This is a genomic window from Nocardioides albidus (assembly GCF_006335005.1).
Lineage (GTDB): Bacteria > Actinomycetota > Actinomycetes > Propionibacteriales > Nocardioidaceae > Nocardioides > Nocardioides albidus.
Genome location: NZ_VDMP01000009.1, coordinates 24,183 through 36,508, shown reverse-complemented (window position 1 = coordinate 36,508; position 12,326 = coordinate 24,183). Strand labels below are relative to the sequence as shown.

14 protein-coding genes are annotated in these 12,326 nt (G+C 73.7%); all 14 read left to right on the top strand.

All coding sequences use genetic code 11. From position 1 onward, the window contains the following. The coding region (locus FHP29_RS22350; protein WP_240044213.1) for a DUF3516 domain-containing protein at nt 1–1,457 on the top strand (1,457 nt) is incomplete at its 5' end. Nucleotides 1,458–1,544: 87 nt separating this feature from the next. Next, nucleotides 1,545–2,339, top strand: a complete 795-nt coding sequence (locus tag FHP29_RS00605) for a hypothetical protein (protein WP_139620934.1) — start codon at nt 1,545–1,547, stop codon at nt 2,337–2,339. 28 nt (nt 2,340–2,367) lie between these two features. After that, complete coding sequence (locus tag FHP29_RS00600; protein WP_139620933.1) at nt 2,368–4,374, top strand: sensor histidine kinase; 2,007 nt, start codon at nt 2,368–2,370, stop codon at nt 4,372–4,374. Next, the gene (locus tag FHP29_RS00595; RefSeq protein ID WP_139620932.1) at nt 4,371–5,015 is read left to right on the top strand and encodes a response regulator; all 645 of its coding nucleotides are present in this window, start codon (nt 4,371–4,373) and stop codon (nt 5,013–5,015) included. Before FHP29_RS00600 ends, FHP29_RS00595 begins: the two co-directional genes overlap by 4 nt. A gap of 32 nt (nt 5,016–5,047) precedes the next feature. After that, complete coding sequence (locus FHP29_RS21450) at nt 5,048–5,476, top strand: hypothetical protein (protein ID WP_158296430.1); 429 nt, start codon at nt 5,048–5,050, stop codon at nt 5,474–5,476. Between the two features lie 81 nt (nt 5,477–5,557). Beyond that, nucleotides 5,558–6,232, top strand: coding sequence for a DUF6766 family protein (locus FHP29_RS00585; RefSeq protein WP_139620930.1), 675 nt, complete (start codon nt 5,558–5,560; stop codon nt 6,230–6,232). Nucleotides 6,233–6,489: 257 nt separating this feature from the next. Then, nucleotides 6,490–7,422 (top strand): ParA family protein, encoded by a 933-nt coding sequence (locus FHP29_RS00580; RefSeq protein ID WP_338036826.1) that lies wholly within the window; start codon nt 6,490–6,492, stop codon nt 7,420–7,422. Then, nucleotides 7,407–7,742, top strand: coding sequence for a hypothetical protein (locus FHP29_RS00575; RefSeq protein ID WP_192903930.1), 336 nt, complete (start codon nt 7,407–7,409; stop codon nt 7,740–7,742). Before FHP29_RS00580 ends, FHP29_RS00575 begins: the two co-directional genes overlap by 16 nt. Continuing rightward, complete coding sequence (locus FHP29_RS00570) at nt 7,735–8,571, top strand: segregation and condensation protein A (protein ID WP_139620929.1); 837 nt, start codon at nt 7,735–7,737, stop codon at nt 8,569–8,571. Before FHP29_RS00575 ends, FHP29_RS00570 begins: the two co-directional genes overlap by 8 nt. After that, nucleotides 8,564–9,205: an SMC-Scp complex subunit ScpB gene (gene scpB, locus FHP29_RS00565; RefSeq protein ID WP_139620928.1), complete on the top strand. Its 642-nt coding sequence runs from the start codon at nt 8,564–8,566 to the stop codon at nt 9,203–9,205. Before FHP29_RS00570 ends, scpB begins: the two co-directional genes overlap by 8 nt. Beyond that, on the top strand, nt 9,195–9,947 hold the full coding sequence (locus FHP29_RS00560) for a pseudouridine synthase (protein WP_139620927.1): 753 nt from the start codon (nt 9,195–9,197) through the stop codon (nt 9,945–9,947). The genes scpB and FHP29_RS00560 overlap by 11 nt, the downstream gene beginning before the upstream one ends. A gap of 15 nt (nt 9,948–9,962) precedes the next feature. Beyond that, entirely contained in the window at nt 9,963–10,802 is an 840-nt protein-coding gene (locus FHP29_RS00555; protein ID WP_240044212.1) for a helix-turn-helix domain-containing protein, read from the top strand. Between the two features lie 22 nt (nt 10,803–10,824). Beyond that, nucleotides 10,825–11,208, top strand: coding sequence for a VOC family protein (locus tag FHP29_RS00550; protein WP_205013757.1), 384 nt, complete (start codon nt 10,825–10,827; stop codon nt 11,206–11,208). A gap of 18 nt (nt 11,209–11,226) precedes the next feature. Further along, nucleotides 11,227–12,303: a prephenate dehydrogenase gene (locus tag FHP29_RS00545; RefSeq protein ID WP_139620925.1), complete on the top strand. Its 1,077-nt coding sequence runs from the start codon at nt 11,227–11,229 to the stop codon at nt 12,301–12,303. Nucleotides 12,304–12,326: the final 23 nt, after the last annotated feature.

Sequence of the window (12,326 nt, the reverse complement as noted above, 5' to 3'; positions counted from 1 at the left end):
CCGCGGGCTACGTCGTCGTCCAGGCCCCCGAGCACATCATCGAGAACGAGAAGGCGAAGGCCAAGGCCGCCGCGAAGAACGCCGCCATGAGCGCGGAGAAGCAGGCGAAGCGCGGGTCCAAGGCCCAGCTCAAGAAGCCGCCGGCCGGCACCGTCGTGTGGACCGAGCAGACCTTCGACAAGCTGGTCGAGGGCAGGCCCGAGCCGCTGAAGTCACAGATGAGGGTCGACAACGCGATGCTCGTCAACGTCCTCTCCCGCGAGGAGGACGCCTTCCCCGTCCTGCGCCGGCTGCTCATGGACAACCACGAGGATCGTCGTAGCCAGCTGCGTCTCGCCAAGCGCGCGGTGCGCCTGGCCCGCAGCCTGGTGACCTCCGAGGTGCTCACCCGTCTCGACGAGGTCGACCGGTTCGGCCGCCGCTTCGTGCTCACCGAGGCACTGCCCGAGGACTTCGCCCTCAACCAGCCCCTGTCCCACTTCGCGCTGGCGGTCCTCGACGTCCTCGACCCCGACAGCGACACCTTCACCCTCGACGTCGTCTCCGTGATCGAGGCGACCCTCGAGGCGCCGCGCCCGCTGCTGATGGCCCAGCGCCACGCCGCGCGCGGCGACGCGATCGCGGCTCTCAAGGCCGACGGCGTCGAGTACGACGAGCGGATGGCCCTGGTCGAGGACATCACCTGGCCCGAGCCGCTCTCGGACCTGCTCGAGCCCCTCTTCGAGACCTACCGCGAGCGGCACCCGTGGCTCTCCCCGGACGCGCTGGCGCCCAAGTCGGTCGTGCGCGAGATGTGGGAGCAGGGGATGGGCTTCACCGACCTGGTGTCCCGCTACCAGGTGGCGCGCTCCGAGGGCCTGGTGCTGCGCTATCTCACCGACGCCTACCGCTCGCTGCGGCACAGCGTGCCCGCCTCGCACCACACCGAGGAGCTCGACCTGCTCGTCGAGTGGCTCGGGGAGACGGTGCGCCAGGTCGACTCCTCCCTCCTCGACGAGTGGGAGGCGCTCAGCGATCCCGACCACGCCACCCGACAGGTCAGCCACCACGAGCCGCCGCCCCCGCCCCGGCCGTTGAGCCAGCAGGGCCGGGTCTTCGACGTGATGGTGCGCAACGCCCTGTGGCGCCGCGTCGAGCTGATCGCCCGCGACGACGTCGATGCGCTGGCGGCCCTGGAGCCCGAGGAGTCGGAGATGACCGCCGCTCGGTGGGACGCGGCGCTGGAGGCCTACTACGACGAGCACAGCCGCCTGCTCACGGACGCCGACGCTCGCGGACCTGCCCTGCTCTCGGTCGAACGGCCGCCGGCGGGCGGGCACTGGCGGGTCGTCCAGACCCTGCATGATCCCGAGGGTCACCACGACTGGGTGCTCGAGGGCATCGTCGACCTGGACCGTTCCGACGAGCAGGGCGAGGCCGTCGTGCGGATCGAGGAGATGCGCCGCCTCGGGGGCTAGCCCCGGCCCGGACCCGGAACGGAGTCGGGCGCGCCGGGGACGGATGTCCCTGTCGGCTGGGACGGCGGGCGCACCAGTGTCGTCGTCATGAACAGCTCACTGCACCTCGAGAATCCCGTCTCCACGCGGCCCACGCCGAGCCCGCTGCGGCGCACCGCCCTGGTCGCGGCCGGCGCGCTGGCCCTCGTCATCCCCACGATGTTCACGATCACCATCACCCGGATGCTCCTGACCGGCGCCGAGGACGATCACCGCTTCCACCAGCTGACCGGCCAGGGGCTGCTCCTGTGCGCGCTGTGGCTGGTGCCGCTGGTCGGTCTCGTCCGGGCCGGCTGGAGCGGCCGCCGGCCGAGCACCGCGGCAGGCGTCCAGCACCTCGCAGTCGTGGCGACCGGCGCCGTCTGCGCCCTGATCGCTCCCGGCGGCGGCGCACCCGCGCTGATGACGGTGATCGCCATCCCCGGCGCCCTCCTCTGGCTCGCCCTGCCCCGGCGCCCCCGACTGCGCGTGCCGGTCCGCCTCGACCCGGTGCTCGCGCCGGCCGCACTCCTGGCCTCGGCCGTCCTTGTGCCCTACGCCATCGCCCAGCTCCGGCTGCAGAACGCCACGGGAACCGGCTACCACGCGGAGAATCCGCACTACTTCGACATGGCGTGGATCGCCGGGGTCCTCGTCGTGCTCGGGCTGTGCGCCGCCCTCCTCCCGACGGCCCGTCGGCTCGGCGGCTGGCTCGGCGCCGGGTGCACCTTCGTCGGCGCGGCCGGCCTGCTCCTCGGCGAGCCGTCCGGCTGGGCACTGGCCCAGGTGACGGTCGGCGTCCTCGTCCTCGGCAGCACCGTGGCGCGCGGACGGATGCCCGATCCGGCCGATCCGGCCGTCTGAGCCGGTGACCAGACCTACACTGCGCGACATGCGACCGGCGTCCCACCTCACGGTCGTCGGCGTCGCCGGTGCCGCCGCGGTCGCCTCTCTCGCCGCGCTGGGCGTGACGACCGGAGCCGGGGTCTGGGACACCGATCCCGGGGCGCAGGTGGCCGTGGACGCCGCCGTCGGGATCGCCCACCCGGCAGCCGGCGCGTTGATGTGGCTGGCGGGCACCCTGAACCGGGGCGCCCGCCAGCTCGCCGGCGTCCTGATCGCGTCCGGTCTCTGCGCCGCGGCGGCCGCGCTCACCACCGCCCTCGCCCTCGCCGGTGACCCGGACGCCCAGCTGACGCGGTGGTGGGTCCAGCTGCAGTCGTTCCTGTGGGTCCCCGGCTTCTTCCCCCTGCTGACCCTCGTGCCGCTCCTCTACCCCGACGGCCTCCGGCCCGGTCGGGTGTGGCGGTGGAGCGCGGGCGCCGCGGTGGCGGGCATCGCGCTGGTCGCGCTCGGCGTCGGGCTCTACCCCGAGGCACTGGCCGGCACGGTCACGGTCCCCAAGGCCGTGACCTCGGAGGCGGTCGCCCGCCTCGCGACGACCGCCGGCGCGCCGCTGCTCGCCCTCGCGATGCTCGCCGGTCTGGTGTCGCTGTGCCTGCGCTATCGCCATTCGCAGGGGCTGCGGCGCCGGCAGGTCGTCGTCCTGCTGCTCGCAGCCGCGACGGCGCTCGGTGTCACGCTGCTCCAGGGGATCATCCCGTCGCCGGCCGACGTCGTTGCGCAGGCGGCCGCGGTCGCCCTGGTCCCGGTGGCGATCGGGGTGGCGGTCACCCGGCTGCGGCTCTACGACCTCGACCTGCTGGTCTGCCGCGCTCTGGTCGCCGCCAGCCTCGCCGGCTGCCTGATCGGCGCCTACCTGACGGTCTTCGCGCTGGTCGACGCCGCGACCGGCCACCGCTCGGCCCTCGGCGCCGCCCTGGCCGCCGGCGTCGCCGGCGTCCTCGTCCAACCGCTCGGACACCGGCTGACCGCGGCGGTGGACCGCCTCTACTTCGGGAACCGTGCCGATCCGTGGGCGATCACCTCCGCGCTCGCGGGCGAGCTCACCCGCGCCGGGGTGGACCTCGGTGACGTCCCCCTGATCGTGTGCCGTCGAGTCGTCACCGATCTCCGGGTCCCCGGGGCCCGCATCCTGTTCCCGGCCGACGACACCGCCGCGGCGTACGGCGTCCCGTCGCCGTCAGCGGAGGAGGTGCTCGAGCTGCGCCACCGCGGGGGAGTGGTGGGCCGGCTCGCGGTCACCCGGCGCGACGGCGAGCGCGCGTTCACCGAGCCGGACCTGCTGGTGCTCCAGGGCATCGCCGACCAGGCCGCCCCCGCGGTCGCCGCCCTGGCACTGCACCATCAGTTGCGGCGCAGTCGCGAGTCCCTGGTCTCGGCGCGCGAGGAGGAGCGACGCTGGCTGCGCCAGGAGCTCCACGACGGGATCGGGCCGATGCTCGCGGGCCTCCGCCTCCACGTCGAGACCGTGCACGAGCTCGTCGACGATCCGGCGGCGCGACGCCTGCTCGAGGGCGCCGGGCGCAACGTCACCCAGGCGGTCGAGGAGGTCCGCAGCATCTGTGAGGGCCTGCGACCGCCGGGGATCGACGACCTCGGGCTGCCGCGGGCGCTGGCCGCGCTCGCCGAGCGCCTCGAGTCCCCGGAGCTCGCCGTCGTCGCCGACGTCGCGGAGCCGCTGCGGGTCGAGCCCGCGGTCGAGGTCGCCCTCTACCGGATCGCGGCGGAGGCCCTGGCGAACGCCGCGAAGCACAGCCGCGCGACCCGGCTGCACCTCGTCCTCAGGCAGGGTGCCGACGTCGAGCTGGAGGTCGTCGACGACGGCATCGGGATCGCCTCGTCCATGCCCGGCGAGCCCGGCGGCGGGATCGGACTGGACTCGATGCGCAGCCGCGCCGACGAGGTCGGCGGCCGGCTCGAGGTGGGCGCCGGCGCCGACGGACGCGGTACGACGATCCGCGTGCGCGTCCCGCACGTGGTCGGGGGTGTGTCGTGACGCGCGTGCTGCTGGTGGACGACCACCCCCTCTTCCTCGACGGCGTGCGTGTCGCCCTCTCGACCGAGCCGGATCTCGACGTGGTGGGCGAGGCCCACAGCTGCGAGGAGGCCCGGGACCTCGTCGCGCGCGTCGAGGCGGACGTCGTCCTCATGGACCTGAACCTGCCGGACGGGTCGGGCATCGACGCGACGCGCGACCTCCTCGCCGTGCGCCCCGAGCTCCGGATCCTGGTGATCACCATGTCGGCCGACGACGACGCCGTCGTCGCCGCGATGCGCGCGGGCGCCCGGGGGTACGTGGTCAAGGGCGCGGGCCGCGCCGAGCTGGTGTCGGCCGTGACGACCGTCGCCGCCGGCGGGGCGGTCTTCAGCCCGGCGGTCGCCGCCCGGCTCGGCGACTACTTCAGCGGCCTGGCCGCCCAGCCCGGCCGCGAGCTGTTCCCCCAGCTCAGCAACCGGGAACGGGAGATCCTGGACCTGATCGCGCGCGGCTACGACAACCGCCGCATCGCTCGCGCGCTGGTGCTCTCGGACAAGACGGTGCGCAACCACGTGTCTGCGGTGCTCACCAAGCTCGACGCGCGCGACCGGTCCGAGGCGCTGCTGCGTGCCCGCCGGGCCGGTCTGGGCGGGGAGTGATCGACGGCGCGTCGGCGGGGTACTGAGCGCGCATGACGCTCTCATCCATCCGACCAGCAGTGGCGCCCGCCCTCCTGCTCGTCCTGGCGGGGCTGAGCGGGTGTGCCGGGGACCAGGACCGCGACCGTGCCGTCGCGGACGTCGCCCAGCGCTTCGAGGCCGCGGTGGAGGCCGGGGACGGCGACCAGGCGTGTCGCCTGCTCGCCCCGGCCACGCGTGACGCGTTGGAGCGCGACGCCCAGGAGCCGTGCGCCGATGCCCTTCTGGAGGAGGACCTGCCGCCCGCGGGCGACAAGGCCGAGGCCGAGGCCGAGGCCGAGGTCTACGGCACCGCGGCCCAGGTGCGCACCGGCAGCGACACCCTCTTCCTGGGACGCTTCGACCGCGGCTGGCGGGTCACCGCCGCGGGCTGCCAGGCGGCCGGCGACGCGCCGTACGAGTGTGCTGTCGAGGGAGGCTGAGATGAAGGTCATGTTCGTCGCCTACGTGCTCGTGATCGCCGTCGGGCTCGCGCTGATGCTCGTCGCGGGAGTGAGGCACCTGTGAGGTCGTTCGTGCGCAACAACTCGTTGGGACTCTTCTTCGGCGTGCTCTTCGTGGGCACCCTCGCCGCCCAGTCGGTGGCGGGCTGGCAGTCGTTCAACGACGAGCACGTCGGCGAGCAGCTCGGCACCATCGGGTACGGCGCCTATGTCACCTCCACCGACTTCGCCGTCGCGGTCGCGGAGAACTGGCAGAGCGAGTTCCTCCAGTTCCTCCTCTACGTGCTCGCCACCGTCTGGTTCCTGCAGCAGGGCTCTCCGGAGTCCAAGGAGCTCGACAAGCCGGGCCTGGAGACCGACGAGGAGCAGAAGGTGGGGGCGTACGCCGGACCGGACCCGCCGCGGTGGGCGGCGCTGGGCGGATGGCGGACCCGCCTCTACTCCCACTCGCTCGCCCTGGCGGTGGGGGTCGTCTTCCTGCTGTCGTGGCTCGCCCAGTCGGTCGCCGGCTGGGCCTCCGAGAACGAGCACCGCCTCGAGCAGCTCCGGGACCCGCAGGGATGGGGGGACTACGCGTCCTCCGCCGACTTCTGGGAGCGGACCCTGCAGAACTGGCAGTCGGAGTTCCTCGCGGTCGGGGCCTTCGCGGTCCTGGCGATCTTCCTGCGGGAGCGGGGCTCGGCGGAGAGCAAGCCGGTCGGCGAGCCGCACAGCAGCACCGGCGTGGAGGGTTGACCCTCCGACATTCGGGTGGCACGCGGGATGTGTGCGGCGCGCCTCCCGAATGTCTCCGTGTCGACATTGTTGGATGGAGGAGTCCCGGGCTCTGGGGAAGGAGCCCGCAACCCGTGCCAGCAATGGTCGAGACAGAGGTGAGGGCGATGGCAGGCTTCTACGGAGGATCCAGTGCACCCGACATGCCGCCGAGGATGCCGATCCCGGCGCCCGGCAGTGACGTACCGCTCGGCAGCGACGGGACGGAGGACGCGACCGTGACCGAGCCGTCAGGCGACGCGATGACCCTGCAGTTCCCCGTCCCGGAGCAGGCGCCCGCCGAGCGCGCGGCCGTGCAGACCGTGAGCGGCGAGCTCGGCCCGACCGGGCGGCCGATGCCGGTGCTGCCCGACCCGAAGCCGGTCACCGCCCACGGCCGGGCCCGCGTGATCTCGATGTGCAACCAGAAGGGTGGCGTCGGCAAGACCACGACGACCATCAACCTCGGTGCCGCGCTGGCCGAGTACGGCCGCAAGGTCCTGCTCGTCGACTTCGACCCGCAGGGCTCGCTGTCGGTCGGGCTGGGGCTCAACCCCCACGAGATGGAGAGCACGGTCTACAACCTGCTCATGGACCCCGAGGCCACCCTCGACGAGGTCGTCGTGCCCTCCGGCGTGCCCGGCATGGACCTGCTGCCCTCCAACATCGACCTCTCCGCCGCCGAGGTGCAGCTGGTCCACGAGGTCGCCCGCGAGCAGACCCTGCAGCGCGTCCTCGCCCCGGCGATCGCCGAGTACGACGTCATCCTCATCGACTGCCAGCCCTCGCTGGGCCTGCTGACCGTCAACGCGCTCACCGCCTCCGACGGCGTGATCGTGCCGCTGGAGTGCGAGTACTTCGCGCTGCGTGGCGTCGCGCTGCTCAAGGCGACCATCGACAAGGTCAAGCAGCGCCTCAACCCCGGCCTGGAGGTCGACGGCGTCCTCGGCACCATGTACGACGGCCGCACGCTGCACGGACGCGAGGTGCTCGAGCGGCTGGTGCAGGCGTGGGGCGACAAGGTCTTCCACACCGTGATCCGCCGTACCGTGAAGTTCTCCGACTCCACCGTCGCCGGCGAGCCGATCACCTCCTACGCCTCCGGATCGAGCGGGGCGGAGGCCTACCGCCAGCTCGCGAAGGAGGTGGCGCTGCGGTGTCTCGACGTGTGAGCATGCCGGCCGCGGACGACCTGTTCCGGCCGACCTCGGAGGCCGGGCCGGCGGTGCGCGCGGTCCCGGACCCGCCCGCCGACGTGCCGGAGAAGCCCCAGAAGGGCCCGAGCGGCCGGGTCCGGCACGACGAGAAGATCACCGTCTACGTCACCTCGACCGAGCTGATGGAGCTCGAGCGCGCCCGGCTGACCCTGCGCGGCGAGCACGGGCTCGCGGTCGACCGGGGCCGGCTCGTGCGCGAGGCGCTGCACCTGGTCCTCGCCGAGCTGGAGACGGAGGGCGAGGGCTCTGCCTTGGTGAGGCGACTGCGTGAGTGAGGCCGGCTTCGCCGTCCGCCTGACGAACTTCGAGGGCCCCTTCGACCTGCTGCTGAGCCTGATCTCCAAGCACAAGCTCGACATCACCGAGGTCGCGCTGTCGAAGGTCACCGACGAGTTCATCGCCCACATCAAGTTGCTGCCCGACCTCGCCGACGGGACCGCCGATGCGGGCCTCGAGGAGACCACCTCGTTCCTGCTCGTCGCCGCCACCCTCCTCGACCTCAAGGCCGCCCGGCTGCTCCCGGCCGGCGACGTCGAGGACGAGGAGGACCTCGCCCTCCTGGAGGCCCGGGACCTGCTGTTCGCGCGGCTGATGCAGTACCGCGCCTACAAGCAGGTCGCGGCCGTCCTCGACCGGCGGCTGCAGGACGAGGCCCGGCGCTTCCCCCGCGCGGTCGGGCTCGAGGAGCGCTTCGCCGGCCTGCTGCCGGAGGTGCTGATCGGGATCGGCCTCGAGCAGTTCGCCGCGCTCGCGGCGAAGGCGATGACCCCCAGGCCGGAGCTGCAGCTGAGCCTGCAGCACATCCACGCCCCGACGGTCAGCGTGCGCGAGCAGGCCGGGATCGTGGCCGACCGCCTGCGCCGCAGCGGCACGCTCACCTTCCGCGCGCTGTGCGGCGACTCGCCCGACACGCTGACCACCGTCGCCCGCTTCCTCTCCCTGCTCGAGCTGTTCCGGGAGGGCGCCGTCGCCTTCGAGCAGGTCACCCCGCTCGGCGAGCTCACAGTGCGCTGGACGGGCGACGAGGCGGTCGACGTCGAGGACCTGATCACCGACGAGTTCGACGGGGCACCGGTCCCGGAGGAAGCAGGAACAGATGAGTGAGCCGATCACCGACGAGGCGCTGCCCGTCCCCGTCACGGCGCTGCGACCCGCGCTGGAGGCGGTGCTGATGGTCGCCGACCAGCCGCTCGACGCCGTGGCGCTCGCGACCGCGGTCGGCTATCCCGAGCAGCAGGTCGCCGAGGCGCTCGGCGCGCTGGCAGCGGAGTACGACGAGCAGGGCCGCGGCTTCGAGCTGCGCAACGTCGCCGGCGGCTGGCGCTACTACACCCGCGACGAGTTCGCCCCCGTCGTGGAGGCGTTCGTCCTCGAGGGCCAGCAGGCCCGGCTCACCCAGGCCGCCCTCGAGACCCTCGCCGTCGTCGCCTACCAGCAGCCCGTCTCGCGGGCCCGGGTGTCCGCGGTGCGCGGCGTCAACGTCGACGGCGTCATGCGGACGCTGATCAGTCGCGGCCTGGTCGAGGAGGCCGGCCGCGACGGCGAGCACGGCGCGACCCTCTACCGCACCACCTCCTACTTCCTCGAGCGGATCGGCATCGTCTCCCTCGACGAGCTGCCCGATCTCGCCCCCCACCTGCCCGAGCTCGCGGAGATGGAGGACGAGCTCGCCGCCGCCGAGGAGGCCGCTCCCGCCTCCGCTGTGGCGACCGACGAGGAGGCGTCCGATGACGCGTGACATCGCCGTCGACGACGACGGCCAGATCCGCCTGCAGAAGCTGCTCGCCCAGTCCGGCGTCGCCTCGCGCCGGCGCTGCGAGGAGCTCATGCTCGAGGGCGAGGTCGAGGTGGACGGCGAGGTCGTCACCCGGCTCGGCACCAAGGTCGACCCCCGCACGGCGGTCATCAAGGTCTCCGGCAAGCGGCTGCCGCCGATCTCCGACCACGTCTACCTCGTGCTCAACAAGCCGCGCGGGGTCGTGTCCACGATGTCCGACCCGCAGGGCCGGCGTACCCTCTCCGATCTCGTGGCCGACCGACCGGAGCGGCTGTTCCACGTCGGCCGGCTCGACACCGACACCTCGGGCCTGCTGCTGCTGACCAACGACGGCGACTTCGCGCACCGGATGGCGCACCCGTCGTTCGAGGTGGAGAAGACCTACGTCGCCGAGGTCGCCGGCAAGCTCGCCAAGGGCACCGTCGCCGACCTGCTGGCGGGCGTGACGCTCGACGACGGCGCGGTGCGGGTGCGTCGCGCGCGGGTGATCGCCTCGGCGGCGGACAAGTCGATCATCGAGCTGGTCATCCACGAGGGCCGCAACCGGATCGTGCGCCGGCTGCTCGACCAGGTCGGCCACCCGGTGCGCCAGCTCAGCCGGACCCGGTTCGGCCCGATCGAGCTCGGCACCCTGCGCAGCGGCGCGATCCGGGAGCTCTCCCACGACGAGCTCGGCCAACTGCTGGAGCTCGTCGGCATGTAGTCCTACGGTGGTCGGGTGATCCCGGCTCCACCGGTGCCGCCCGCCCTGCGCCCGCACGTCGTGGCGCGGACGCCGTATGACGTCGACTTCGGCGCGCCCGGCACGCACCGGGGCCTGCCGTCCACCACGATCACCCTCGTCCTCCCGCTCGACGACCCGCTCCGGGTGTCCTGGGCGCGCTCGGCCGGGAGCCTGCACGCGGCGTGGGCGTCGCTCTCGGGGCTGCACACCGAGCCCGCCGCCATCCATCACGACGGCTCCCAACGGGGGATCCAGCTCGCGCTGAGCCTCGACGGGGCGCGGATGCTCCTCGGACGTCCCGCGGCCGACCTGTCCGGCGCCCTGACCGACCTCGACGAGACCGGCGTGCCCACCGAGCTGCGCCAGCTGCCCGAGCGACTCCACGACCTGCCGTCCTGGCCGGCCCGGGTCGCACTGGTCGACCGGACCCTCGCTCGGCTCGCCGCCCGCGCCGGGGACCCCGCTCCGCGCGCCGAGGTCGCGCACGCGCTGGCGCTGTTGACGCGCGGCGCGCGGGTCGAGGAGGCGGCCGCCGAGGTCGGCTACAGCCGCCGGCGACTCGGCAGCCTGGTGCGCGCGGAGTGCGGGCTGACGCCCAAGGCCTACCAGCGCATCGCCCGGCTGGAGGCCGCACGCAGGCTGCTCGGGCGGCGGCCGCTCGCGGAGGTCGCCGCGGCGTGCGGGTACGCCGACCAGGCGCACCTCGCCCGCGAGTGGAGCGCGCTGGCGGGGTGCGCTCCCACGACCTGGCTGCGCGAGGAGTTCCCGTTCGTCCAAGACCGCGACGAGACCCCGGGGGCAGGCTGGGACCATGACAACCGAGACAGCAACTGAGACAGCAGCTGAGGCAGCGACCGTGCGGCTCTGGGCCGCGATGCAGTTCCGCGACGTCGACGCCATGACCGCGTGGCTGCGCGCCATCGGCTTCGTCGAGCACGCGACCTACCGCGACGACACGGGCACCGTCGTCCACGCGGAGTGGCTCTGGCCCGGCGGCGGCGGGATCATGTTCGGCGCGGTGCGCGCCGACAGCCCCCTCCAGCCGCCCGGATCGGCGGCCCTCTACCTGGTGAGCGACGACCCCGACGCTGTCTTCGACGCCGCCGTCGCCACGGGAGGGACGGTCGAGCGGGCGATGGTCGAGCAGGACTACGGCGGCCGCGGGGGGAGCGTGCGCGACCCCGAGGGCAACCACTGGTCGTTCGGGTCCTACCAGCCGGGCGCGGAGGCCGCCGGCTGATCCCCTAGCCTGTCGTGCGTGTCTGAGACGAGTGCGCTCGCGGGCCCGGTCGAGATCGTCGGGGTCGGCCTGATCGGCACCTCGATCGCCCTGGCCTGCCGACGGGCCGGGCTCGAGGTGCTGCTCACCGACACCTCGCCCGACCACGTGCGGACCGCGAGCGGGCTCGGCGCCGGCCGGGCGCGCACGCCGGAGGACGACCCGCAACTGGTGGTGGTCGCCGTGCCCCCGGACGCTCTGGGCGCCGTCATCGCCCAGGTCCTCGACGCGGCCGGTCCGGACACCGTCGTGACCGACGTCGGCAGCGTGAAGGCCGGTCCACTGGCAGCCGTGGCCGCCCACCGGTCGGTCAGCAGGTACGTCGGCAGCCACCCGATGGCCGGCACGGAGCACTCGGGCCCGCTCTCCGCCAACGCCGAGCTCTTCGACGGACGCCCCTGGGCGATCACGCCAGGCCCCGACGCCACCTCGTCGGCGACCCGGATCGTCGAAGCGCTGGCCCTGGTCTGCGGCGCCGTCCCGGTGCACCTCAGCCCCGCCGAGCACGACCGTGCCGTGGCGCGCACCTCGCACGTGCCCCACCTGATGGCCTCGCTCGTCGCCGGCACGCTCGCCGGGGCCTCCGCGGACCATCTCGCGCTGTCCGGAACCGGCGTTCGCGACGTCACCCGGGTCGCCGGCGGCGACCCGCGGCTCTACAGCCAGATCATCGGCGGCAACGCCGCTGCGGTCGCGGCCCTGCTGGCCGAGGTCCGCGACCGGCTCGACCTCGCGCTCGAGGCGGTCACCGGTGGCGACCGGGTCGGCCTCGAGTCCCTGCTCGCCTACGGCCAGGCCGGCACGCGCGCGATCCCGGGCAAGCACGGCGCCGCGCCTCAGCCGATGGCGGCCGTCCGGGTCTCGGTGCCCGACCAGCCCGGAGAGCTCGCCCGGCTGTTCGCCGACGCGGGGGACAGCGGGGTCAACATCGAGGACGTCCGGATCGACCACGACCCCGGCCGTCCGGTCGGTCTGGTCGAGCTGGACGTCGTCGCGGGCCGGGCCGAGGAGCTGCACGCGGCCCTCGAGTCGAGGGGCTGGACGACTCACCGATGACCGGCCACGGGTAGGGTGCACGC

Excerpts from the sequence above, each read along its gene's own strand:
- FHP29_RS00560 (WP_139620927.1), top strand. The coding sequence starts at position 9,195 with ATGACGCGTGACATCGCCGTCGACGACGACGGCCAGATCCGCCTGCAG.
- FHP29_RS00600 (WP_139620933.1), top strand. The coding sequence starts at position 2,368 with ATGCGACCGGCGTCCCACCTCACGGTCGTCGGCGTCGCCGGTGCCGCC.
- FHP29_RS21450 (WP_158296430.1), top strand. The coding sequence starts at position 5,048 with ATGACGCTCTCATCCATCCGACCAGCAGTGGCGCCCGCCCTCCTGCTC.
- scpB (WP_139620928.1), top strand. The coding sequence starts at position 8,564 with ATGAGTGAGCCGATCACCGACGAGGCGCTGCCCGTCCCCGTCACGGCG.
- FHP29_RS00605 (WP_139620934.1), top strand. The coding sequence starts at position 1,545 with ATGAACAGCTCACTGCACCTCGAGAATCCCGTCTCCACGCGGCCCACG.